Source organism: Brachybacterium sp. UNK5269, from assembly GCF_049266655.1.
Lineage (GTDB): Bacteria > Actinomycetota > Actinomycetes > Actinomycetales > Dermabacteraceae > Brachybacterium.
On record NZ_CP184883.1, the window covers coordinates 438,846 to 461,033 of the forward strand.

The following is a 22,188-nucleotide window of genomic DNA, read 5'->3' on the forward strand; positions in this document are numbered from 1 at the left end:
GTCTGCTCTCCGCGGCGCCTCAGGCGCGGATCGAGTCCTGGGCGGTCTGCATGGCCGTCATGACGTCCTCGCGGGTGACGGTGCCGCCGGTGGCGATGGTGGCGAACATGTCGTTCATCGCCTGGCCCACGGACGTCTCGAACTGGTCCTCCCACGGCACCAGCGGCAGCGGCTCCGCACGCTCGGCGTAGACCTGCATGAACATCTCCGCCTGCTCGGCGTCCTCGGTGAAGGTCGGCTCGGCGTCGACCAGCACCGGCAGGGCGGAGAAGGGCTTGCCCAGCTCCGCCTGCGTCTCCGGGCTGGTCATGTAGTTCAGGAACTGGAGGGCGCCGTCGACGTTCTCGGTGGTGTTCATGATGGCGAGGTTGATGCCGGCCAGGTGCGAGGCGCAGTCGCTGGGGGCGTCCGCCGGGGCGGGGAACGGGACGGCCGCGAACTGGTCCGGGGTCATGCCGTTGGCCTCGATGGTCGCATTGGCGTTGTTCTGGTTGATGATCAGCGCGGCCTCGCCGTTGGCGAAGGCGGTGACGGACATGGTGCCGTTGTCGAACTGGGCGTTGGAGGGGTTGACGACCTTGTGCTCCTGCATCAGGTCCAGGTAGCGCAGGATGCCGTCGACCACGCCGTCCTCGGTGAAGGAGGGCTTGCCGTCCTCGGTGTTCAGGGAGGCGCCGTTCTGGATGGCGTTGATGAACGCGAAGTGGTTGTTCTCGGTGTAGGAGCCCGCGGCGAGGGACATGCCGTAGACGCCGGCGGCGGGGTCGGTGAGCTGCTTGGCGGCATCGACCATCTCCTCCCAGGTGGTGGGCGGCTCGAGGCCCGCGTCGGCGAACATCTGGATGTTGTAGTACATGCCGTAGGCCAGCCCGTACAGCGGGATCGAGGCGGGGTCGGTGCCCTCGGCGCCGCCGGTGGCCAGCGCCGCCGGGACGAAGCGCTCGCGGCCGCCGAGGGCCTCGAACTCCGCGTCGCCCAGCTCCAGCAGACCGCCGGTGGCCTGGAGGCTCACGCCCCAGGTGTTGCCGATGTTGACCACGTCGGGTCCCTGACCGGAGGTGATCGCGGTCTGGATGCGGGTCTGGAGGTCGTTCCAGCCGATGACCTCGAGGGACACCTGGATGCCGGACTCCTCGGCGAACCGCTCGAGCACCGGGGTGAGCACCTCCTTGTCGTGCTCGAGGCTGGTGCCCTGGTTGGAGGCCCAGTAGGTCAGCGAGCCGGAGCCGCCGTCGGATCCGCCGGAGCCGGATCCGGAGTCGGATCCGCAGGCGGCGAGCCCGGCGGCGGTGGCGGCGGCGAGGGGGGCTGCGGTGAGAAGGGTGCGGCGTCGCATCGGGGGGCTCCTAGGTGAACCGTCGTCGGTGAGGGTTGCGGAACGGAGGGATGGCGCCGGCCAGGAGGAGGTGACGCCGTTGCAGCATCGATAGGGACTTAATCGATTCGGGGAGTATGGCGCGGCCGCGCGGCGGGTGTCAACGACGGGATGTCACGACGCGGTCACGGTTCGCGCCGCGGCCTCGCCCGCGCGCCGCCGGGCGCGGCGGGAGGGTCAGGCGGTGCTGGTGGACTGCCGGGGCACGAGCACGGCCGGCGCGTTCTCCAGCACGCTGCCGCCCGGGATCCGGCCCTCGATCCGCTGCACGAGCAGGTCGCCGGCGCTGCGGCCCATGGCGAAGGGGCGGCGGGACAGGGCGGTGACCGCCGGTGAGGTGACCTCCGCGATCAGCGAGTCGTCCCAGCTCAGCACGCCGAGGTCGGTGGGCACCGCGAGACCTCGCGCGTGCGCCGCGCGCAGCGCACCGATGGCGAGCAGGTCGCTCGAGGCGATGATCGCCGGGCGCGGGCTGATGCGCAGGTCGGCCTGCTCGAAGGCCGCGATCCCGGCGTCGATCGTGTAGGCGCCGACGGCATGGGTGTGGGGGATGCCGTGCTCGCGGCACAGCTGCTGCAGCATGCTCAGCCGTCGCCGCTCATGGGTGTAGTCCGCTGGCCCGGTGAGCTGGATGCAGCCGTCGTAGCCGTGCTCGAGGATGTGCGCGACGACGGTGCGGGAGTCCTCGGCCTCGGCGGTGGTGACCTTCACGAAGTCCTCGGGGCCGCAGTAGTGGCCGAGCACCGCGAAGTCCACGCCGAGGGATTCGAGCACGGCGGGTCGGTGGTCGTCCTCGGCCAGGTCCAGCAGCACGACCCCGTCGACGCGGCGCTGATGCGACCAGGTGCGGAACACCTCGACCTCCGCATCCGGGCCTTCCCGCACGAACCGCACCAGCAGCTCGTAGCCGTGGGAGGAGGTGGCCGATTCGATGCCGGCGGTGACGGCGGCGTAGAACGGCTCGCGCGACATCTCCTCCGGGTCCCGCACCAGCACCAGGCCGATGTTGCCGCTGCGTCCGCGGCGCAGCGCCTGCGCCCCGGAGTGAGGGGTCCAGCCCACCGCGCGGGCGTGCTCGACCACGCGCTCCCGCAGTGCGGCGCTGACACCGGGCTTGTCGTTCAGCGCGTAGCTCACGGTCGCCGCCGAGATGCCGAGGTCGCGAGCGATGGTGGCGACGGTCGGGCGCGGGGACTTCCGTGGCATGGGGGCTTCCGGGTCGGTCGGCGACGGGGCCGAGCGGGGGATCATCGCGGCGCGCGGCGGCGGGCGGGCGGAGTGATCGGGTGCGCCCATGATAAGTGGCGGTCCGGCACGGGCGGCCGCGGGGCGGGCGGTCGCGGCGCCGGACCGCCCGGTCGGATCCGCCGCGAGTTCAGCGCGACCTGTGGACGCGGTGGCCCGGGGTGGGGATAGTCGTGCCCGACCACCCGCAGCACGCGGCCGCCTCCGCGGCCGGCTGCGGGAGTTCCGATCATCAAGGGAGAGAACATGGAACACCGGCTGTTGGGCCGCAGCGGGACCTCGGTCTCCGTGCAGACGCTGGGCACGATGACCTTCGGCAAGGAGTCGGACGAGGCCGCCTCGCACGAGATCATCACCGCCTTCGTCGAGGGCGGCGGGAACATGCTGGACACGGCCGACGTGTACAGCCGCGGCACCTCCGAGGAGATCATCGGCCGCTGGCTGGCCGAGCACCCCACCGAGGCCGAGCAGGTGGTGATCGCCACCAAGGGCCGCGCCTCCATGGGTGAGGGCCCCAACGACGTGGGCCTGTCCCGCCGTCACCTGCGCCGGGCCCTGGACGCCTCGCTGCGCCGCCTCGGGGTGGACCACATCGACCTGTACCAGATGCACGCCTGGGACGCCTTGACCCCGCTGGAGGAGACCCTCGGCTTCCTCGCCGAGGCCGTGGCGGCCGGGAAGATCTCCTACTACGGCTTCTCCAACTACCTGGGCTGGCAGCTCACCAAGGCCGTCCACCTCGCGCAGCAGCACGGCTGGCCGGCGCCGGTCACCCTGCAGCCCCAGTACAACCTGCTGGTGCGCGACATCGAGCACGAGATCGTGCCGGCCTCGCTGGACGCCGGGATCGGCCTGCTGCCCTGGTCGCCGCTGGCCGGCGGCTGGCTGAGCGGGAAGTACGAGCGCGATGTGCCGCCGACGGGCGCGACCCGGCTGGGGGAGAACCCGCAGCGCGGCATGGAGGCCTGGGAGAAGCGCAACGCCGACGAGCGCACCTGGACCACCCTGGACGCGGTCCGGGAGATCGCGGAGGCGCATGACGCGACGCCCTCGCAGGTCGCGCTCGCCTGGCTGGCCGCCCAGCCGGCCGTGACCTCGGTGATCATCGGTGCCCGCACCCTCGACCAGCTCCGCGACAACATGGCTGCCGCGGACCTCCAGCTCAGCAGCGAGGAGTTGGCGCGGCTGACGGAGATCAGCGCACCGCAGCTGGACGACTACCCGTACGGCCCGGCGGGGATCCGGCAGCGCCACCGGGGTTTGGTGCAGGGGCAGTAGCAGCGCCCCGCCCGCTCCCTCACCGCACCCCGGGGCCGGCCGCCACCGGCCGCGGGGTGCGCGGCCGGCGGGGGCGGGTGGCGCGGTACCAGCCGGCGAACAGCAGCACGATCAGCAGCACGTCCACCGCGTCCCCGCCGTAGTACATGAGCTGGGCGCCGATCCGGGCGTCAGCCGCCTCCACGCCCGGCGGGGGATGGGCGTACAGGCGCTGGGCGAGGATCGCGTGGGCGGCGATGAAGCCGATCAGCACCACCGAGCGCACTGCCATCGAGGCCCGATGGGGCTGGGGGTCCACGCCGATCAGCGAGGCCGTCATCAGGGCGCCCGCGGCGAGGATGTGGACGTGGACGATCCCGTGCAGCAACGGCGAGCCGTGCATGAGGGCGAACAGGGGCGTGGCGTACAGCAGCCACAGCCCGCCCCCGTTCAGCGCGGCCGCCACCACCGGATGGCTGAGCAGCCGCAGCGGCGGGGAGCCCAGCAGGCCGGTCAGGGAGCGGGCCGCGCCGACCGGCAGGGCCCGCAGGGCGAGGCTGATCGGGGCGGCCGCCACCAGCAGCAGCGGAGCGATCATGCCCAGCAGCAGATGCCCCACCATGTGCGCCATGAAGCTGCTGTGCGCGGCGCTCGCGAGCGGCCCGGCGACCGCGGCCGCCGCGGCGAGCAGCCCCAGGTACCAGCACACCGTGCGGTGGCGCGGCCAGGGGCTGCGGTCCCGCGCCCACCACAGGCCGTCCGCGTAGGCGAGGGCGAGGGCGAGCAGCGCGGCGATCCACCCCCACTCCAGCAGCAGCCAGCGCGAGCCCGGCAGCAGCCCGGTGCCGGCGCCGTGGTCGTGCCCGCTCAGGAGCTCGAGCACCGGCTCAGCCCGCCCGCCGCGACCGCCACAGCAGCAGCCCCCCGAGGGCGAGCGCGAGGAGCGAGCCGCCGATCCACACCACGTCGTAGACCAGCAGGTCCACGCCGTAGCGGATCTGGTGGATGCGCAGGAGCTTGTGGTTGACCACCCCGTCCAGCAGCTGGAAGGCGCCGAGCCCGGTGATCACGGCGCCCGTCCAGCGCAGCCAGGCGACCTCGCCCCGGCGGCGGACGTCGGCCAGCAGGAACAGCCCCCACACCGTGATGAACCAGCCCAGCGCATGGAAGAACCCGTCGACGGTGCGCGCCACCTCCGGGGTGGACAGGTCGTAGAAGTGGTGCCACCGCAGGACCAGGTGGAAGATGAACAGGTCGATCATGGAGGCGGCGATGCCGGCGCCGAACAGAAGGCCCGAGGCGAGGGTGCGCGCGTGCGCCGACCGTGACGTTCCGGGAGTCATCGCCCCTCACCTTCCTCGCAGCCGGGTGGGGCTCAGCATGAACCGGATCCGCGCTGCGGGGCAAGGGCGGGCGGCGCCGCCCGCCGGGTCCGCGCAGGGAGCAATCCACTCGGTCGATGTCTTGGTCATCTGCGTGGGACCTGCTTACGGTGACAGCGGCGACGCCCTCCGGCGATCGCCGCAGGACTCGGCGGCACGGTCCTCCGCGGATCCGCCGCCGGGCCCCGGGGTGCTCCGGTCGAGGCGAGTGCCCCGCCCGTCGCTCCGTCGACGACGCGCTTCGCGCGGATCGCCCACGGCGTGCTTCCACCCGTCACGGACCAGAGGAAAATCACCGATGTTCTTCCACAAGCAAGAGCTCCAGTTCAAGTCCACCCCTGACCAGCCGGACGCCGTCTTCGCCCGCAAGCTGCAGGAGGTGCTCGGCGGCCAGTACGGCGAGATCACCGTCGCCATGCAGTACGGGTTCCAGGCCTGGAACTCCCACATCCCCGGCAAGTACCGCGATCTGCTCTACGGGATCGGCGCGGAGGAGATGGGGCACGTCGAGATGCTCGCGACGATGATCGCCCAGCTGCTCGAGAAGTCCCCCATGGGCATCACCGACGAGGCCGTCCAGTCCGACCCCACCATCGCGGCCATCGTCGGCGGCACCGATGTGCAGCACGCGATCGTCGCGGGCGCCGGTGCCCGGCCCGTGGACAGCATGGGCAACCCCTGGAGCGGGTCCTACATCACCGCCAGCGGCAACATGCTCGCCGACTTCACGGCCAACGTGAACGCGGAGATGCAGGGCCGCATCCAGGTCGCCCGGCTCTACCACATGACCGATGACCACGGTGTGCGGGACATGCTGTCGTTCCTGCTGGCCCGGGACACCATGCACCAGAACCAGTGGACCGCCGCGGTGCGCGAGCTGCAGGCGGACGGACTGGAGGAGATGCCCACCCCGAGCAACTTCCCGATCAAGAAGGAGCACCGCGAGGTCTCCTACCAGTACCTGAACTTCTCCGACGGCCCGACCGCCGCCGAGGGCTCCTGGGCCTCCGGCCCCACCCCCGACGGGCACGGCGAGTTCAGCTACCACGACGGCCCGACCACGTCGGCCCCGATGCCCGGTCCCACCCGCCCGGACCCGCGCCTGTACGGCACCACCGACAAGTCGAACCTGGTCGAGAAGGTCACCGGCTCGGCGAAGGACAAGCTCAAGAAGCAGTGACCAGCGGCCGCTGAGTGCACGGGCCCCGGGCCGCGCCGCCGCCATGGCGGAGCGGGCCGGGGCCCTGCCCGTCCCCCGGGGCGGGAGCGAGGGCGCGAAACGTCGTGACATCGCCGCGCCGGCGGAGGAGACTGGTCGCCCCGCGCTGGAGAGGACCGACCATGCGACTGACGGTGAACGCCTTCCTGACCCTCGACGGAGTGATGCAGTCACCGGGCTCGCCGGAGGAGGACCCCTCCGGGGGCTTCACCGCCGGCGGCTGGCAGGTGCCGTACACCGCCGACGAGGACTTCGGGGAGGTGGTCTCCTCCTGGTTCCTCGTCCCGCACGAGCTGCTGCTGGGCCGCACCACCTTCGAGATGTTCCGCGCCTACTGGCCACAGGTCCGCAGCGATGACCCGGTCACCCGCTCGATCAACCACGGCAGGCGCCACGTGGTCGCCCACGCCGGGTACGCGCCGGACTGGGACGGGACCGCCGTGATCGACAGCGCCGACCCGCTGCCCGCGATCGCCGCCCTGGCCGCCCGCGGCGAGGGGGAGCTGCAGGTCCACGGCAGCGCCCGTCTCGCCGCGGCGCTGCACGCCGCCGGGATGGTCGACGAGTACCGCCTGCTGATCTTCCCGGTGACCGTGGGGGCCGGCAAACGGCTCTTCGCCGAGGATGCGCCGCCGCGCGGACTTCAGGTGCGCGAGAGCCGCACCCTCGCCAGCGGCGCGGTGCACCTGGTCGCCGCCCCGGCGCCGTTCCGCAGCGGTGAGTACGTGCTGGAGGACGGCCAGGAGATCACCCGGCTGGACGGCTGAGCGGGGGCCTCAGCCCTGCACCATCCCATCGACCTCCGCGATCGTCGCCTCGGCCGCCTCCATCGGCGACATCGTCCCGAACCGCACCTCGGTCAGCAGACGGGTGAAGGTGTTCTGGGAGTCCGCGGTGCCCATCGGCTGCACGGCCGGCGCCTCGGCGAGCTCCGGGGTGATCGCGGTCAGGAAGTCCACGACGTCCCGGTCGGTCTCGGTCAGCTTGTCGCCCATCGCCTCGATCGCCTCGGGGTTCGAGGGCACGCCCCGGTTCAGCAGCTGGATCGCCTGCGCCTCCGGGGCGTTGACCAGGAAGTTCACCAGCTGGGCGGCCAGTGCCTGGTTCTCGGACCTGGCGGCGACCGACCAGAACATGCTCGCCTTCTTGAACAGGCCGTTCTCCGCGGCCGCGCCCGCGAGCGACGGCGGCCGCAGCATCACCACGTCCTGCGAGCCCACCGCGTCGCGCACCGACTGCAGCTGGTTGGTCCAGGTCCAGCTCATGGCCGAGCGGCCGGTGGAGAAGGCCTGCTGCTCGAGGGCGACCGCGCTGTCCTCGACGGCGGCGTCGGGGCCGAGGGTGGCGCCGCTCTCCTGCAGGTCGAGGTAGAGCTGGTACCACTCGGCCAGCGACTCGGGCGTGCAGCCCATGCCGTCGGGCCCCCACAGGTCCTCGCCCTTCTGACGCAGATAGATCGTCAGGTCCGCGTAGCTCGCCCCGCCGGTCGTGCCGGTCGCGACGCCGGACTCGCTGATGCTCCGCGCGAGGGCGTGGAAGTCCTCCCAGGTCCAGGTGGTGTCGTCCGGAAGGTCCACCCCGGCCTGCTCGAAGACGGCGGGGTTCCCCACCACCACCCAGGCATTGGAGCCGGTGGAGACCCCGGTCAGCACGCCGTCCACGCGGCCCGCGTCGAGGTCCGCGGGGTCCAGGCCCGACAGGTCCAGATCCGGCAGGGACTCGAGGTCGGCGAGCACCCCGCGCCCGCCGTACTCGGCGATGTACTTGCCGTCCATGTTGATGACGTCCGGCGGGGTGCCGCCGGCGACCTGGGTGGCGAGCTTGTCCCAGTACCCGTCCCACTCGGAGGGCTGCAGCGAGACCTCGGCCTCCGGGGCCTGCGCGGTGAACGCCTCCACCATCTGCGCGGTGAAGTCCTGGTAGAACGCCGGGCCCCAGAAGGTGAAGCTCACGGCGTTCGAGGTCTCCGCCTGACTCGCGGACGGGCCGCAGGCCGCGAGCAGCAGCGAGGAGGCGAGTCCGCCGGCGAGCACGGTGCGGCGGCCGGGCCGGGAGGACGCGGGGCGGCGGGTGCCGGTCGGGCCGACGCGCAGGACGCCGGGGAACGGTCGCGGGTGAAGGCTCGAGGGGCAGCGGTGCCGGGAGATGGCGGAGCCATGGCCGAGGGAGCGGACGGGGGAGTGCGGTGCAGTGAGCATGGGATGTCCTTCGAGAACGTCGGTGGCCTCGGTGACTGCAGGATCCGGGGAGCATAGGCAGGTTCGGAGAGCGCTGTCCAGTGTGGACCGCGCCGACCCTCCGTGCCTACTGTGGTGTCACCAGCCCGCCCGCGCCCGGGAGACGACATGACCGACACGGCCCACCCGCCCCCTGCGCCCGGCCGGCCTCGCCCCGACGCAGCCGTCGATCGGGCCCAGTACCGCCGCGGAACGCGCTACGGGATCGCCGCGGTGGCCGTGCCGCTGGGTGTCTACCAGCTGCTGTCCTGGGACGTGACGCCGCTGATCCATGCGCTGGACCCGATGTGGGCCCTCCAGAGCATCCTCCAGCTGCTGGTCGGCATGACCCTGCTGGTCGGCGGTCTCGCCGTCGCGCCCACCTCACCGGTGCGGGCAGTGCTGGCTTCGGTGCTGGCCCTCGGGGCGGTGGGGGCCGCGTCAGGGCTGATGGCCCTGCGCCTGACGAGTGGTCTGCTCGCCGGCCCTCCCGCTCTGTGGTCGGTGCTCAGCCCCGGGTACGCGGCGCTCGCGTCAGCACTGCTCGGGTGGCTGATCGTGCGCCGCCGGCATCCGCTGACCTATGTCCTGGTCATCGGCGCGCTGATCCCCGGCCTCGTCCGGTACCAGCTCCTCCTTGCCGGGGTGGACATGACCCTCGTCCGGCTCATGGACGTGGTGCTCACCGCCGGCGTCGGCGTGATCGGAGCGTGGATCGCGTTCGCGGTGACGGCGCTGCTGGGAGCGGGCACCTCGGACCGGTTCAGGGTCCGCTGAGCGGCCTCAGCGGGCGGCGATCTCCTCGAGCTCGCGCAGCCAGGCCTGCGTGCGCTCCGCCTCGGCCCAGCTGATCTCGAGCGAGTTGCGGGCCAGCTGCACGACCTCGGCGCGGGTGAGCTGCTGCGCCTCGGTGAGCGCGGCGAGGTTGTCGCCCACGTAGCCGCCGAAGTAGGCGGGGTCGTCGGAGGCGATGGAGACCTTCAGGCCCTGCCGCAGCAGGGTGGCGATCTCGACGCCCTTCATCTCCTCGGTGACGAAGGAGTTCGACAGCGGGCAGCAGGTGAAGCCGATGCCGCGCTCCTTCGCCTCGGCCACCAGCGCGGGGTCCTCGAGGATGTTGGTGCCGTGGTCGATGCGCTCCACGCCGATCTCGTGCAGGACGGTGGCGATGTTGGTGATCGACTGCTCCTGGTCGATGTCGCAGTGCATGGTCAGCCGGTAACCGGCCGCCTTCGCATCCGCGAAGACCTCGGCGAACTTCTCGGGCGGGTTGCCGCGCTCGTCGGAGTCCAGGCCCACGCCGATGATCCGGTCGCGGAAGGGCAGGGAGGCCTCGAGGGTGGCTCGGGCCGAGTCCACGCTGTGGTCGCGCAGGAAGCACATGATCAGCCCGGCGTCCACGCCCAGCGAGGCGGCCTCCTGCACGGCGGACCAGAGCCCGTCGACGACGGTGGAGAAGGTGACCCCGCGGCTGGTGTGGGCCTGCGGGTCGAAGAAGATCTCGGCGCGCACCACCCCGTCGGCTGCGGCGCGCCGCAGGTAGGCCAGAGCGAGGTCGTGGAAGTCCTGCTCGGTGACCAGCACCTCCATCGCCGGGTAGTAGACCGCCAGGAAGCTGGTGAGGTCGGTGAAGTCATAGGTGCCGCGCACCTGCTCGACGGTGGACTGGCCGATGTCCACACCGTTGCGGCGAGCCAGCTCGAGCTTCAGCTCCGGCTCGAGGGTCCCCTCGATGTGCAGGTGCAGCTCCGCCTTCGGGAGGGAGTCGATGAAGTCGCGGTCGATGCTGGTCATGGGGGATCTCCTCCGGCGGGGCGGGTGCTCGTGCGAGCAGGATAAGAGCTCGTACCCAGCAGTAAGCGAGGTGTCCGCCGTCGCGCGCGGGCGGTGGGCGGGGCCCGGCGGAGCGGGTGCGCACGTGAGCAAGACCCCGTCGGCCGCCCCGTCCTAGGCCACGGGGCGGCCATAGACTCGATCGGTGCCCGGCCACCCTTCCCCCTCCGAGACCTCACGGTCGCTCGATGACCGCGCGGTCGCCGATCTCTCCGCCGACGACGTCGCCACCGCCCTGCGGGTGCTGCGCGCCGCCCCCGCCCTGGCCGACGACCACGAGGACCTCATCGCCCTCAAGCGCGCCTCCCGGACCTTCGAGAAGCGGCTCGCGAAGTCCCGGCGCGGGGAGAAGACCTGGGCGCAGCGCAAGGCGGACCGCGCCGTGATCGCCGCGACCGCCACCGGCTCGCCGCTGCGGATCGACGACGAGACCAAGGGGATCCCGCTGGTCTCCACCGCGCAGGGCGCCTTCGCCGGGGAGTTGTCCAAGGCCCGCGGCTGCTACATCTGCAAGGCCGACTACACCCTGGTGGACGCCTTCTACCACTGGCTCTGCCCGGACTGCGCCGCCATGTCGCACGCCAAGCGCGACCAGCGCACCGACCTCAGGGGCAAGCGGGCCCTGCTCACCGGCGGCCGCGCGAAGATCGGGATGTACATCGCGCTGCGCCTGCTGCGCGACGGCGCCCACACCACCATCACCACCCGCTTCCCCAAGGACGCGGCCCGGCGCTTCGCCCAGATGGAGGACGCGGCGGACTGGATCGATCGGCTGAAGATCGTCGGCATCGACCTGCGCGACCCCACCCAGGTGATCGCGCTGGCCGACGAGGTCGCCGCCGCCGGCCCCCTGGACATCCTGATCAACAACGCCGCCCAGACGGTGCGCCGCTCGCCGAGCGCCTACTCCGCGCTGGTGGAGCAGGAGGACGCCCCGCTGCCGCGCGACCTGGCGCTGCCGGAGATGACGGCCTTCGACCGCATCTCCCAGGCCCATCCGGCGGCGATCGCCGGCGTGCTGGAGGCGCAGTCGGTGCCGCAGCACGACGGCGAGAGCCTCGAGCACGCCCGGGCGGCGCAGAGCGCGGCCTCGATGACCGCGCTCGCACTGCGCGCCGGGAAGGCCAGCCTGGACGAGCACCTCGCGGGCACCGCGGTGGACGCCGGCGGGCTGCTGCCGGACCTGCAGACCACCAACTCGTGGACCCGGACCGTGGACCAGGTGGACGCGCTGGAGATGCTCGAAGTGCAGCTGTGCAACGAGACCGCGCCGTTCCTGCTGATCAGCCGGCTGCGGGCCTCGATGCGGGCCGCCGTGCAGGCCGGCGCCCGCCGCGCCTACGTCGTCAACGTCTCGGCGATGGAGGGCCAGTTCTCGCGGCGCTACAAGGGTCCCGGCCACCCGCACACGAACATGGCCAAGGCCGCCCTGAACATGCTCACCCGCACCAGCGCCGGTGAGGCCTTCGAGACCGACCGCATCCTGATGACCGCCGTGGACACCGGCTGGATCACCGACGAGCGGCCCCACCAGGACAAGCTGCGCATCGCCGCCGAGGGCTGGCACGCCCCGCTGGACTTGGTCGACGGCGCCGCGCGGGTGTACGACCCGATCGTGCGCGGCGAGGCCGGGGTGGATCTGTACGGCTGCTTCGTGAAGGACTATCGGCCCAGCCCGTGGTGAGCGGGCGGGGGTGGAAGGCCCGGCACCGGGCGCGGTGAGCCCGGTACTGTGCTGACCAGCCGGTCGCAGCTGCCCGGCCTCCGCTCGCCCGGCCACCGCGCGTGCGGGTCATCGACTCGAGGAAACGCACCATGGAACAGATCACCATCGCCGGACACGCCGAGCCCGTCCCCGCCTCGGGCGCTGCCGTGGCCCTCCTCGAGCAGCGACTCGAGGCCGCCCGCGACCAGCGCGGCGCCGAGCAGGCCGAGGCGCTGGAGGTGCTGGTCGGAGAGCGGCTCGGCGCGCTCCTCGAGGGCGGGATGCCCAGCATCGACCTGGCGACCATGCGCTCCGTCGTGGACTTCGTGGAGACCGCCACGGAGGAGGACACCGCCTCCGGCCTGAGCCGCGTGCTGCGCGACCTCCGGGACAAGGCCGCCCAGCGCGGCCTGCGGTCGATGGGCTGAGCGGTCAGGAGGCGACCGACACCTCGGACACCGTCTCCGCCGGCGCCTCCGCCCGCTCGCGCTGACCACGGTGCACCAGGAAGGACCCGCCGGCGATCCCGAGGCCCAGCACCGCGAGCACCACGCCCGTCCACGCGGGCGCCAGCAGTCCCCAGCCCGCCGCGAGCACGGCCGCGCCCAGCGCCGCGCCGAGCGAGTTGCCGATGTTCAGCGCCGAATGGTGGAGCGCCGCGGCCAGCGACGGCGCGTCCGGGGAGGCGTCGAGCAGGAACAGCTGCAGCGAGGGGCCCATCAGCTGCGAGGTCACGGCGATCGCCAGCAGCAGGAGCATCCCGGCGAGGGCCTGGTGGGCGACCAGCGCGAAGACGGCGAGGCTGATCGCCATGCCGATCAGCCCCAGGAAGATGGTGGCGTAGACGCTGCGGTCCGCGAGGCGGCCGGCGAGGATGTTGCCGGCGGTCATGCCGACGCCGAACACGAACAGCGCCAGCGGCACCGCGCGCTCGCCGAGGCCCATCACCCCCGGCACGATCTCGCCGATGTAGCTGTACACGGCGAACATGCCGCCGAAGCCGATCGCGCCGATGCCGAGCGCGAACCACACCTGGATGCGGCGCAGGGCCCGCAGCTCTCCGCGGATCGACGCGGTCGCCCCGGAGCCCGCCGGTTCGGGCACCAGGCGCCAGATCGCGACGGTGGTCACCAGGGCGACGGCCACGACCAGCGCATAGGCCGAGCGCCAGCCCACGCTCTGGCCCAGCGCCGTGGAGGCCGGGACCCCGATCATGGTCGCGATCGTCAGGCCCAGCATCACCAGCGAGACGGAGCGGGCGCGCTGCCCGGGCGGTGACAGCTTCGCGGCGACCAGCGAGGCGACCCCGAAGTACGCGCCGTGGGGGAGGCCCGCGAGGAAGCGGGAGACGGCCAGCACGGTGAAGCTCGGCGCGATCGCCGAGAGCAGGTTCCCCACCCCGATCAGCGCGATCAGCAGCACCAGCAGCCGGGCCCGCGGGATCCGCACGGCCGCGATCGTCACCAGCGGCGCCCCGACCACCACTCCCAGGGCGTAGAGGGTGATCAGCATGCCGGCCTGAGGGATGGACGCGTCGAGGGAGCGGGCGATCTGCGGCAGCAGCCCCATGCTGGCGAACTCGGTGATGCCGATCGCGAAGGCGCCCAGAGACATGGCCAGGATGACCAGGCGCAGGCGACCCGGGGACAGGGGGCGTGCGAGGTGGGGGACGAGTTCACGGCGGCTCCAGCGCGACAGGGACGACGATCGCTGCCGACGCTGGAAGCGGTGTACCTCTCGATCCTAGGGGCGGCGACAGCGGCGGGGCCAGGAAGGGTGAGCGATCCCCGGGGCACCAGCGGGCGCCTCGCGGCCTGGCGTCGCGGCGGCTGGTGCCGGAGCGGATCCCGCTACGTCGCCAGGGACGACGGCGGCCAGCTGCGGAGCTCGGCCGTCAGCTGCGCGAGGTACTCGGGCGGCCCCGCCTCGAGGAACCACAGCCAGAGGTCCGCGGCGTGGATCGCGGACCAGGCCTGCACGGCCTCCCGCTGCGCACCGTACGCATCGACGATCGCCTCGAACAGTCGGGGGTCATCGCGGGAGGCTCCCCACGCCGCGCGTGACAGCTCCCGCAGCGGGTCCCCGACATGCGCGGCCTCCCAGTCGACCACCGCCGTCACCGCGCCGTCGATCGCCAGCAGGTTCCCGGTGGTCCAGTCCCCGTGGCAGAAAACCCGCCGCTGGGTGCGAGGGACGCTCAGCGGCAGAGCCGGACCCCCGGCCTCGCGGTAGCGCCGGATGATCAGCGTGTCGTCCGGCGCGCCGGGCAGCCCGGGTGGCGGATCCAGCTCATGCAGTCGACGCAGCAGCCCCGCCGAGTCGCGGAGTCCCGCCAGCCGCGCATCGGCGTCCACGCTGTCGAGCCGCTCTCCGGGCATGAGGGTCATCAGGATCGCCCCCGGCTCGTCGTCCACGACCTCCGGCACCGGCAGGTCGGAGTGCGCGAGCGCCCGGAGGGCTAGCACTTCCGTGTCATGCCGGGCGGGGTCGCTCATGCGCTTCTCGACCAGCGCCCGCCCGCCGCGCTCGACCCGTCGGACACTGCCCACCGCTCCCTGTCGCATCCCCCCATCGTGCCCCGACGAGCTCCTGCTCGTGCACCTGGGGGAGCGGGCCGGGCGACCTCCCGCACGTCCGTTCGGTCGGGGGCGAGGGTGGACACCCCTCCGGCCCGGCGCGGAGGATGGGGCTCCGCACGGACCGAGGAGGGGCCATGAGATCTGTCGCCGACCAGAGCGTCGCCGAGCTGGGCGGTCGGCTCAGCGTCCTCACCCGCCAGAAGAGCGACCATGTGGAGCTCGACGGCCTGCTGCACCGCCTGAGCGAGTCCTCGCACGAGGAGCAGCTGCCCGTGCTGCTCGACCTCTATCGCCTGGTCTTCCCGCACGCCTTCGCCGAGGAGTCGGTGCTGTGGCCGGTCATGCGCCGCGTGCTGCCCGACGGCGAGGAGCTGACGCTCCAGGTCGAGCAGGAGCACCAGGAGGTCAACGAGCTCGTCACCGGGCTCGAGGACCTCGCCCTCGGCACCCCGGAGCGCGAGGCCGCGCTCGAGCGGCTGGCCGAGGTGCTGCGGGAGGACGTCCGCGACGAGGAGGACGAGCTCTTCCCCCGCCTCCAGCAGCGGGTGCCCGTCACCCAGCTCCGCCTCCTTGGGATCGCCTGGGAGGTGGTCAGCCGGATCGCCCCGACCCGGGCCCATCCGATCGTGGCCCGGCGCCCGCCCGGCAACGTCATCGCCGCCCTGCCCCTGTCGGTCCTCGACCGCTCCCGCGACCGCCTCGACGCGCTGCGTCTGCGCGGGGACGCCGGCCCGGCCGACGAGGCCCTGCACTCCGCCACCGCCGCGCTGACCCGCGCCGCGCACGCCGTCGAGCACCACCCCGCGCTGCGGCGGGGCGAGGACCCCTCGACGCGCGTGGACCCGAAGCCGGGTACTCCGTGGGGGCTGATCGGGGCCGGGGCGCTGGTCGCGGTCGCGGTGCCGATCGCGCTGGTGCGCCGCCGCCGGCGCTGAGACCGGGGTGCGCCCGGGCCGCGACGGTGATCGCGGCCGGCCTTGCATCCTTCGATGGATCCCCTGGGGATCCATCCTTCGCCTCGCGATAACCGGGGCGCCGAAACCTACGTTGGGTGAGCGAGCAGTTCCCGCCGCACACCGTAGGAAAGAGACCAGTCATGACCGCCATCGACACCACCCAGCCACCGCCGACCACCCCGTCACCGACGTCGGCGGGCCCCGTCGGCCTGATCCGTCGCCATCCGCTGCTGAGCTTCATGGTCCTCGCGAACCTGCTGAGCTGGATCGCCTGGACGCCGTACGTCCTCTCCCAGAGCGGGCTCGGCATCCTCCCCATCCAGATGGGCCAGCTCACCGGGGTGCTGCCCGGCGCCTACCTCGGGCCGGTGTTCTCCGCCTTCCTCGTCACCCTGATCACCGACGGCCGCGAGGGGGTGCGCCGCTGGGTCGGCCGACTGCTGCGCTGGCGCGTCCCCGGACGCTGGTACGTCATCGCCCTGCTCGGGATCCCCGCGGGGATGCTGGCGACCGGGCTGGCCTTCTCCGGCGGCGACATCCACGCGCCGTCGCTGATGGCGCTCGCCATGTACGTGCCGCTGCTGCTGATCCAGTTCGTCACCACCGGACTGGCGGAGGAGCCGGGCTGGCGCGACTTCGCCCTGCCCCGCCTGCAGAGCCGCTTCACCCCGCTGGTCGCCTCGATGATCCTCGGCCCGATCTGGGCGCTCTGGCACTTCCCGCTGTTCCTCACCGAGTGGGGCGGCTACCCGGACGCGAACTGGACCCGCCCGGTCACCTTCGTCATCTTCTGCCTCGGCTTCAACTTCGTGATGACCTGGATCTTCAACCGCACCGGGGAGAGCCTGCCGCTGGCGATCCTCGCCCACGTCAGCGTCAACACCTTCGCCTCCCTGCTGTGGGCCGAGATGTTCCCGAGCATCGACGAGAACATGTGGATGCCCGCGATGGCCGCCGCGGCGGTCGTCGCCGGCGGCGCGGTGCTGCTGCTGACCCGGGGCCGGCTCGGCTACCCGGCGCCCGCCCAGCAGTGACCACCCGGCCGTGCCGGACCCCGGGAGCCTCAGCGGCTCTCGGGGTCCGGCACGGCCACCACCCGGTTCTGGTACGCCCACACCACCGCCTGCAGCCGGGAGCGGACCCCCAGCTTCGGCATCATCCGCGCCAGGTGCGACTTCACCGTGGAGACCTCCACGACCAGCTCGCGCGCGATCTCCTCGTTCGACCTGCCCTGCGCGAGCAGCAGCAGGATCTCGTGCTCGCGCGCGGTCAGCACGCTGTGGGCGCGGGGAGCGGTCACCGGCTGCAGGCGCCGCCGCTCGACGAACTCGCGCATCACCCGCCGGGTGAGGGTCTCGTCCAGGGTCCCGTGGCCCGCGGCCACCTGTCGCACCGCGTGCACGATCGCGTCCGGCTCGGCGTCCTTGAGCAGGAAGCCCGACGCCCCCGCCTCGAGCGCCCCGAAGACGTAGTCGTCGAGGTCGAAGGTGGTCAGGATGAGCACCGGGATCACCGGATCGGCCGCGGGACCGCACAGCTCCCGCGCGACCGCGATGCCGTCCCGGCCGGGCATCCGGATGTCCAGGCAGGCGACGTCGGGGCGCAGGTCCCGCGCCATCTCCAGTGCCTCGGTCCCGTCGGCCGCCGTGCCGACGACGTCGATGTCCGCCTCGCTGGCCAGCACCGCGGCGAGGCCGGCCCGCGCCAGCGGCTGGTCCTCGGCGATCATCACCCGGATCATGCGCTCTCCCTCCCGGAGTCCTCGATGTCCCTGTCGGTGGCCTGTTCACGCGGCACGGCGAGGCGGACCTCCCAGCCGCCGCCCTCGGTGGGCCCGGAGGCCAGCTCCGCCCCGATCATCTCGGCGCGCTCGCGCATCCCCAGCAGCCCGAACCCGCTGCCGGGGCCGGCCGCGGCGGAGGCCAGGCGGTCGTTCGAGACCGTCACGACCAGCGCGTCCCCGCGGTCATCGAGCCGCACCGTGCAGCGCGCGCCCGCGGCGTGGGCGGCCGCGTTGGCCAGCGCCTCCTGGACCATCCGATAGACCACCAGCTGCGCGAGCGCGCCGATCCCGGTGCCCAGCGGCGCATCGTCCCGCGCCGAGAGCACCACCACGTCGATCTCGGCGCCCGCCTCCCGCCGTGCGTCCACCAGCTCCCGCACGGCGGCCAGGGTCTCCACCGAGCGGGCGGCGGCGGCGTCCTCGCGCAGCAGGCCGACGACGCGGCGGAGGTCCTCCAGGACGGTCCGGCTCTGGGCCCGGATCTGGGCGGCCGAGTGCTTCGCGGCGAGCGGGTCGCTTTCCACCTGCCGCTCGATCGCCGAGGCCATCAGCGCGATCCCCGACATGTGGTGCGCGGCGATGTCATGGAGCTCGCGCGACATCGCGGTGCGCTCCCGGGAGATCGCCGCCTGCACCAGGCCGTCCTGCTCGCGCCGCAGCGCCGCCGCCTCCCCGCGGCGCGCCCGCTCGGCCTCCCGCCGTGCGGCCATGAACAGCCCCGCCAGCAGCGGAGCGCCGATCAGCAGCAGCGCCTGCGCGAGCGCCCCTCCGAGCGCGAACCCCACCGGCAGCTCGTCGAGCCGCAGCTCGTTGACGAACTGGCCGCCGGCGACCAGCGCGAAGGCGACGGCCAGGACCGCGAGGCCGCGGCGTTCCGACCCGGCCAGGGCCGCGAAGAAGACGGCGACCACGGTGGCCAGGGCGGTCAGGCTGAACAGCGCTCCCGGTGCCAGCAGGACCAGCAGCAGGGGCAGCGCCGTGACGACGAGCAGCACGGCCCGCGGGGCGGTCCGTGCCCGCAGCAGCGCGCCGGCCTGGGCCAGGAGCACCACGACCACGAGCCACCAGGCCGCGGAGCCGAGCGCCGGGACCCCCACGGCGACCTCGCTGTCCTGCGCCGAGAGCGCGGGCAGCAGCAGCGCGCCGCCGGCCCCGAGCACGCCGACGAGCGCCGCCACCAGCAGGTCGCCCCGCCCGATGCCCTCGGGGGGAGGGGGATCTTCGTCGGACACCAGGTTGCTCCCTCGTCGAACGCCGGCGCCGCGGCGATCCCGCGGGGCAGGGATAAGGGTACGGCCGGGGAGCCGGCCGCCGCCGAGGCCGCAGGCGTCGGGCGGACCGGAAGAACTCGTCGAGAAAATCTCCGACTCCCTGCAACCATCCCGCCACCGCGCCGGTAGTAGGGGTGTGAGCACAACGGTGCTCGCGCCAGCGGCCCTCCGGGGCCCGATGAGAGGACAGCATCATGCGCACGTCTCTTCCGCTCGCCGTCACCGCCGCCTGCAGCCTGGCACTCCTCGGCGCCGCCTCGGCGACCGCCGCCCCCGCCCCTGCGGAGAACCACGGCGATGCCGCCATGCTCTCCGTGCTCCACGGCGTCCCGGACACCGTCGTGGACGTGTACGTCAACGGCGAGCTGACGCTCGACGACTTCGAGCCGTCCGAGCTCGCCGGACCCCTCGAGCTCGCCGCCGGCGACTACGAGGTCGCCATCACCGCCTCCGACGCGCCCGACGCCTCCGAGCCCGTGATCGGGCCGGTCACCGTCGGCCTCGAGGCGGGCGGCAACTACACCGCCGCCGCCCACCTGGACGCCGACGGCAACCCCACCGTGACCGCCTTCGCCAACGACGTCTCCGCGCTCGACGCCGGCGAGGGCCGCCTGGTGGTCCGCCACATCGCCGCCGCCCCGGCGGTGGACGTGTGGGCGAATGGCGAGGTCGCCGTCCCCGGTCTCGAGAACCCGAACGAGGAGTCCCTGGACCTGCCGGCCGGCACCTACGAGGCCGCGGTCTCGCTCGCCGGCGAGACCGACCCGGTGCTCGGCCCGGCCGACGTCCCCGTCACCGAGGGCACCGCGACCATCGTCTACGCCTGGGGCTCGGCCGAGGACGGCAACCTCGCGCTGGCCACCCAGACGGTCGAGGGCATGCACTCGGCGCCCGAGGGCGTCCCCACCGGCGACACCGAGGTGGCCGCCGGCGAGCAGGCGCAGTGGATCGCTCTCGGCGGCGGGCTGCTGCTGATGGCCGGGAGCGCCGCGGCCCTGCGCCGTCGCGCCGCGGTCCGTGCCTGAGCAGGACGCTCCGGACCGCCCTCGCGCGGACCGGTCGGCCAGGACAGCGCTGCTGCGCGCTGTCCTGGCCGCCGGGGCCGTGATCACGGCGGCCGGCGCCGCCTCCGCCGTCGTCACGGGCCTCGAGCCCGACCCGTCGGCCGCCCCGCCGATGACCACCGCGGCCCCCGTCCCGGAGGCCGCGACCATCCCCCGGTCCCGTCGTCCACGACCCCGGCCACTGCAGAGCCGGCGCTCGCCGGCGCTCCGTCAGCCGCCTCACCGGCCCCCTCACCCGCGCCGCAGGCCCCGTCACCGGCTCCGCAGACCGCCTCACCCGCGTCGCAGGTCCCGGCGGTGCCGGTCGTCTCGGCCGCCGATCTGCCGTCAGCCGAGCAGGATGCGCGCTCCGTGCCGGTGCGCATCCAGTATCCGGGCCTGGGCGCCGACCTGCCGATCACCCCCACCGGGGTGGCCGAGGACGGCCAGATGGAGATCCCCGCCGATGCGGCCGACGCCGGCTGGTACCGCTTCGGTCAGGCACCGGCCGACGACGCCGGCAGCACGGTGATCGCCGCCCACGCCGGTTCCGAGGAGACCCCCGAGGGACCGCTGTACGCGCTCCGGGCCGCCGAGGTGGGGGACGAGGTGACGGTCACCGATCAGGAGGGCACGCGCCATACCTATGCCGTCACATCCGTGGAACGGCTCGGCAAGGACGGCCTGGACTTCACGCCCTACTTCACCCGCACCGGCCCGGAGCGCCTGGTGCTCATCACCTGCGGCGGCCAGTGGTTGCCCGAGCGCGGCAGCTACGCCGACAACGTCATCGTGGTGGCCGAACCCCGGTCATGACCAGTAGTCTCGCCCCATCCGGATCTCCCCGGGCGCATCCGTGCCCCGCGGGGCGCACCTGCCCGCCGGACCACGACCGAGGAGGGGCGCTGGACAGCGACGACGACCTCGCGCGGCAGTTCGCCGCCGGCGCCCCCGACGCCCTGTCGGAGGTCTACGCCCGGCACGGCCGACTGGTGTTCTCGCTGTGCCTGGCGGCGCTCCGCCAGCGCGAGGACGCGGAGGACGCCGCCCAGCAGGTGTTCACCCGCGCCTGGCGCTCCCGGGACACCTACGACCCGGCCCGTCCGCTGGGCGGCTGGCTGACCGGGATCACCCGCCGCGTGATCGCCGACAGCTACGCGGCCCGCATGCGCCAGCTGAAGGCGGTGGACGCGACCACCGCCCAGCCGGGCCTCGAGTCCGTCGAGCATGCCGCGCAGATCGTGGACCGCGTGGTGGTGCACGAGGCGCTGGACCGGCTCGGCCCGCCCCAGGATGAGATCCTGCGGATGGCCTACGTGCAGGACCTCCCGTACCGGCAGATCGCCGAGAGGCTGGGGATCCCGCTGGGGACCGTGAAATCCCATGTCCACCGAGGACTGGCCCGACTGCGCGTCGCATTGGAGGTGCACGATGTCTGAGGACCGCATGACCAGCGCGCACCCCGCGCCCGAGCAGCTGAGCGCCGTCGCCGTCGGCGATCCCGTCCCCGCCGCCATCACCGAGCACCTGGAGAGCTGCGCGCCGTGCCGCCGGGAGCTCGAGACCATCGCCCGGGTGCTGGACGCCCTGGTGGAGCCGGTCGCGCTCGAGGAGCCGCCCGCCGGTCTCTGGGAGCGGATCCAGCAGGGCCTCGACGCCCCGGCCGACCCCGCCACCGCCCCCGCGCCGGCCGCCCGCCCGCTGCCCGCAACCGGCCCCGCCGGCGGGGACGAGGACGAGACCGACGATGCGACGGCAGCGGCGGCCCCGCCGCCCTCCGCGCCCGCCGCGACCCGCGATGAGCTGGCCGCGCGCCGGCGCCGGCGCCCGCGCTGGTCCCTGGTCGCGGTCGCCGCGGCGGCCGGGCTGGTGCTCGGCGCCGGCGGCGCCGCCCTGCTGGGCGGGACGCTCGGCGGGGACGAGGAGCAGCCGTCCCCGACCCCACCGCCGGTGGCGAAGGTCGGCGAGGCGGTGCTGGACCCGGTGACGGAGGACGACGTCCGCGGCACCGCCGAGATGGTCAGCTCCGAGGCCGACGGCGACCAGCTGGTGGTCTCGGTCTCCACCCTGCCCGCCGAGGGCTACTACGAGGTCTGGCTGCGGGACGCGGCGGCCAGCCGCCTGATCTCGCTGGGCACCGTCTCGGCGGAGACCACCACGCTGCCCGTCCCGGCCGGCGTGGACCTCGAGCAGTTCCCGATCGTCGACGTCTCCCAGGAGCACTTCGACGGCGACCCGTCCCACAGCGGCGTCACCGTCGCGGCCGGGCCGATGACCGTGGCCGACGCGGCGGGCTGAGTCCGTCGCCTCGGCCCCGGCGGGCG

The 22,188-nt window shown here is 73.4% G+C and carries 22 protein-coding genes; 12 read left to right on the plus strand and 10 right to left on the minus strand.

Annotation, left to right across the window (positions count from 1 at the left end):
• Positions 1–19 precede the first annotated feature (19 nt).
• Entirely contained in the window at positions 20–1,336 is a 1,317-nt protein-coding gene (locus ACOJUI_RS01970) for an ABC transporter substrate-binding protein (protein ID WP_422116435.1), read from the minus strand.
• A gap of 216 nt (positions 1,337–1,552) precedes the next feature.
• Positions 1,553–2,581, minus strand: a complete 1,029-nt coding sequence (locus ACOJUI_RS01975; protein WP_422116436.1) for a LacI family DNA-binding transcriptional regulator — start codon at positions 2,579–2,581, stop codon at positions 1,553–1,555.
• 285 nt (positions 2,582–2,866) lie between these two features.
• Between ACOJUI_RS01975 and ACOJUI_RS01980 the strand changes: the two genes are divergently transcribed.
• Positions 2,867–3,898: an aldo/keto reductase gene (locus ACOJUI_RS01980; protein ID WP_422116437.1), complete on the plus strand. Its 1,032-nt coding sequence runs from the start codon at positions 2,867–2,869 to the stop codon at positions 3,896–3,898.
• A gap of 19 nt (positions 3,899–3,917) precedes the next feature.
• On the opposite strand, the gene ACOJUI_RS01985 is transcribed toward ACOJUI_RS01980, so the two are convergent.
• Together ACOJUI_RS01985 and ACOJUI_RS01990 are read right to left on the minus strand one after the other, a co-directional pair.
• Positions 3,918–4,760, minus strand: a complete 843-nt coding sequence (locus tag ACOJUI_RS01985; RefSeq protein WP_422116438.1) for a cytochrome c oxidase assembly protein — start codon at positions 4,758–4,760, stop codon at positions 3,918–3,920.
• A 4-nt stretch (positions 4,761–4,764) separates the two neighbouring features.
• A complete protein-coding gene (locus ACOJUI_RS01990; RefSeq protein ID WP_422116439.1) occupies positions 4,765–5,220 on the minus strand; it encodes a DUF2243 domain-containing protein in 456 nt (151 codons plus the stop codon).
• A gap of 337 nt (positions 5,221–5,557) precedes the next feature.
• Here ACOJUI_RS01990 and ACOJUI_RS01995 point away from each other — a divergent pair, with 337 nt between their 5' ends.
• Together ACOJUI_RS01995 and ACOJUI_RS02000 are read left to right on the plus strand one after the other, a co-directional pair.
• A complete protein-coding gene (locus ACOJUI_RS01995; RefSeq protein ID WP_422116440.1) occupies positions 5,558–6,439 on the plus strand; it encodes a manganese catalase family protein in 882 nt (293 codons plus the stop codon).
• Positions 6,440–6,600: 161 nt separating this feature from the next.
• Positions 6,601–7,245, plus strand: coding sequence for a dihydrofolate reductase family protein (locus ACOJUI_RS02000; RefSeq protein WP_422116441.1), 645 nt, complete (start codon positions 6,601–6,603; stop codon positions 7,243–7,245).
• A 9-nt stretch (positions 7,246–7,254) separates the two neighbouring features.
• On the opposite strand, the gene ACOJUI_RS02005 is transcribed toward ACOJUI_RS02000, so the two are convergent.
• Positions 7,255–8,676 carry an ABC transporter substrate-binding protein gene (locus tag ACOJUI_RS02005; RefSeq protein ID WP_422116442.1) on the minus strand — a complete coding sequence of 474 codons (1,422 nt, stop codon included), beginning with the start codon at positions 8,674–8,676 and terminating at the stop codon, positions 7,255–7,257.
• Positions 8,677–8,823: 147 nt separating this feature from the next.
• Here ACOJUI_RS02005 and ACOJUI_RS02010 point away from each other — a divergent pair, with 147 nt between their 5' ends.
• Entirely contained in the window at positions 8,824–9,471 is a 648-nt protein-coding gene (locus tag ACOJUI_RS02010; RefSeq protein ID WP_422116443.1) for a hypothetical protein, read from the plus strand.
• A 6-nt stretch (positions 9,472–9,477) separates the two neighbouring features.
• Here the strand turns inward: ACOJUI_RS02010 and add are convergent, their stop codons facing one another.
• Positions 9,478–10,488, minus strand: coding sequence for an adenosine deaminase (add, locus tag ACOJUI_RS02015; protein WP_422116444.1), 1,011 nt, complete (start codon positions 10,486–10,488; stop codon positions 9,478–9,480).
• A gap of 184 nt (positions 10,489–10,672) precedes the next feature.
• Between add and ACOJUI_RS02020 the strand changes: the two genes are divergently transcribed.
• Entirely contained in the window at positions 10,673–12,211 is a 1,539-nt protein-coding gene (locus tag ACOJUI_RS02020) for an SDR family NAD(P)-dependent oxidoreductase (protein WP_422116445.1), read from the plus strand.
• Between the two features lie 131 nt (positions 12,212–12,342).
• Positions 12,343–12,660, plus strand: coding sequence for a hypothetical protein (locus ACOJUI_RS02025; protein WP_422116446.1), 318 nt, complete (start codon positions 12,343–12,345; stop codon positions 12,658–12,660).
• 4 nt (positions 12,661–12,664) lie between these two features.
• On the opposite strand, the gene ACOJUI_RS02030 is transcribed toward ACOJUI_RS02025, so the two are convergent.
• Positions 12,665–13,846, minus strand: coding sequence for an MFS transporter (locus ACOJUI_RS02030; RefSeq protein ID WP_422116447.1), 1,182 nt, complete (start codon positions 13,844–13,846; stop codon positions 12,665–12,667).
• 236 nt (positions 13,847–14,082) lie between these two features.
• Positions 14,083–14,781 (minus strand): phosphotransferase family protein, encoded by a 699-nt coding sequence (locus tag ACOJUI_RS02035; protein WP_422116448.1) that lies wholly within the window; start codon positions 14,779–14,781, stop codon positions 14,083–14,085.
• A gap of 164 nt (positions 14,782–14,945) precedes the next feature.
• Between ACOJUI_RS02035 and ACOJUI_RS02040 the strand changes: the two genes are divergently transcribed.
• Positions 14,946–15,746, plus strand: a complete 801-nt coding sequence (locus tag ACOJUI_RS02040; RefSeq protein WP_422116449.1) for a hemerythrin domain-containing protein — start codon at positions 14,946–14,948, stop codon at positions 15,744–15,746.
• A gap of 161 nt (positions 15,747–15,907) precedes the next feature.
• Positions 15,908–16,801 (plus strand): type II CAAX prenyl endopeptidase Rce1 family protein, encoded by an 894-nt coding sequence (locus ACOJUI_RS02045; RefSeq protein ID WP_422116450.1) that lies wholly within the window; start codon positions 15,908–15,910, stop codon positions 16,799–16,801.
• Positions 16,802–16,830: 29 nt separating this feature from the next.
• On the opposite strand, the gene ACOJUI_RS02050 is transcribed toward ACOJUI_RS02045, so the two are convergent.
• Positions 16,831–17,508: a response regulator gene (locus ACOJUI_RS02050; RefSeq protein WP_422116451.1), complete on the minus strand. Its 678-nt coding sequence runs from the start codon at positions 17,506–17,508 to the stop codon at positions 16,831–16,833.
• A complete protein-coding gene (locus ACOJUI_RS02055; protein WP_422116452.1) occupies positions 17,505–18,782 on the minus strand; it encodes a sensor histidine kinase in 1,278 nt (425 codons plus the stop codon). The genes ACOJUI_RS02050 and ACOJUI_RS02055 overlap by 4 nt, the downstream gene beginning before the upstream one ends.
• Positions 18,783–19,015: 233 nt before the next feature.
• Here ACOJUI_RS02055 and ACOJUI_RS02060 point away from each other — a divergent pair, with 233 nt between their 5' ends.
• The 4 genes from ACOJUI_RS02060 to ACOJUI_RS02075 all read left to right on the plus strand — a co-directional run bounded on the left by ACOJUI_RS02060 (position 19,016) and on the right by ACOJUI_RS02075 (position 22,162).
• A complete protein-coding gene (locus ACOJUI_RS02060; RefSeq protein WP_422116453.1) occupies positions 19,016–19,846 on the plus strand; it encodes a DUF4397 domain-containing protein in 831 nt (276 codons plus the stop codon).
• Positions 19,847–20,182: 336 nt separating this feature from the next.
• The gene (locus tag ACOJUI_RS02065; protein WP_422116454.1) at positions 20,183–20,680 is read left to right on the plus strand and encodes a class F sortase; all 498 of its coding nucleotides are present in this window, start codon (positions 20,183–20,185) and stop codon (positions 20,678–20,680) included.
• On the plus strand, positions 20,677–21,303 hold the full coding sequence (locus ACOJUI_RS02070) for an RNA polymerase sigma factor (protein ID WP_422116455.1): 627 nt from the start codon (positions 20,677–20,679) through the stop codon (positions 21,301–21,303). Before ACOJUI_RS02065 ends, ACOJUI_RS02070 begins: the two co-directional genes overlap by 4 nt.
• A 7-nt stretch (positions 21,304–21,310) precedes the next feature.
• Complete coding sequence (locus ACOJUI_RS02075; protein WP_422116456.1) at positions 21,311–22,162, plus strand: anti-sigma factor domain-containing protein; 852 nt, start codon at positions 21,311–21,313, stop codon at positions 22,160–22,162.
• Positions 22,163–22,188 lie beyond the last annotated feature (26 nt).

Excerpts from the sequence above, each read along its gene's own strand:
- ACOJUI_RS01995 (WP_422116440.1), top strand. The coding sequence starts at position 5,558 with ATGTTCTTCCACAAGCAAGAGCTCCAGTTCAAGTCCACCCCTGACCAG.
- ACOJUI_RS01975 (WP_422116436.1), bottom strand. The coding sequence starts at position 2,581 with ATGCCACGGAAGTCCCCGCGCCCGACCGTCGCCACCATCGCTCGCGAC.
- ACOJUI_RS02040 (WP_422116449.1), top strand. The coding sequence starts at position 14,946 with ATGAGATCTGTCGCCGACCAGAGCGTCGCCGAGCTGGGCGGTCGGCTC.
- ACOJUI_RS02070 (WP_422116455.1), top strand. The coding sequence starts at position 20,677 with ATGACCAGTAGTCTCGCCCCATCCGGATCTCCCCGGGCGCATCCGTGC.
- ACOJUI_RS02005 (WP_422116442.1), bottom strand. The coding sequence starts at position 8,676 with ATGCTCACTGCACCGCACTCCCCCGTCCGCTCCCTCGGCCATGGCTCC.
- ACOJUI_RS02050 (WP_422116451.1), bottom strand. The coding sequence starts at position 17,508 with ATGATCCGGGTGATGATCGCCGAGGACCAGCCGCTGGCGCGGGCCGGC.
- ACOJUI_RS02000 (WP_422116441.1), top strand. The coding sequence starts at position 6,601 with ATGCGACTGACGGTGAACGCCTTCCTGACCCTCGACGGAGTGATGCAG.
- ACOJUI_RS01970 (WP_422116435.1), bottom strand. The coding sequence starts at position 1,336 with ATGCGACGCCGCACCCTTCTCACCGCAGCCCCCCTCGCCGCCGCCACC.
- ACOJUI_RS02075 (WP_422116456.1), top strand. The coding sequence starts at position 21,311 with ATGACCAGCGCGCACCCCGCGCCCGAGCAGCTGAGCGCCGTCGCCGTC.
- add (WP_422116444.1), bottom strand. The coding sequence starts at position 10,488 with ATGACCAGCATCGACCGCGACTTCATCGACTCCCTCCCGAAGGCGGAG.
- ACOJUI_RS02025 (WP_422116446.1), top strand. The coding sequence starts at position 12,343 with ATGGAACAGATCACCATCGCCGGACACGCCGAGCCCGTCCCCGCCTCG.
- ACOJUI_RS02060 (WP_422116453.1), top strand. The coding sequence starts at position 19,016 with ATGCGCACGTCTCTTCCGCTCGCCGTCACCGCCGCCTGCAGCCTGGCA.
- ACOJUI_RS02010 (WP_422116443.1), top strand. The coding sequence starts at position 8,824 with ATGACCGACACGGCCCACCCGCCCCCTGCGCCCGGCCGGCCTCGCCCC.
- ACOJUI_RS02045 (WP_422116450.1), top strand. The coding sequence starts at position 15,908 with ATGACCGCCATCGACACCACCCAGCCACCGCCGACCACCCCGTCACCG.
- ACOJUI_RS02030 (WP_422116447.1), bottom strand. The coding sequence starts at position 13,846 with ATGTCTCTGGGCGCCTTCGCGATCGGCATCACCGAGTTCGCCAGCATG.
- ACOJUI_RS01990 (WP_422116439.1), bottom strand. The coding sequence starts at position 5,220 with ATGACTCCCGGAACGTCACGGTCGGCGCACGCGCGCACCCTCGCCTCG.
- ACOJUI_RS01980 (WP_422116437.1), top strand. The coding sequence starts at position 2,867 with ATGGAACACCGGCTGTTGGGCCGCAGCGGGACCTCGGTCTCCGTGCAG.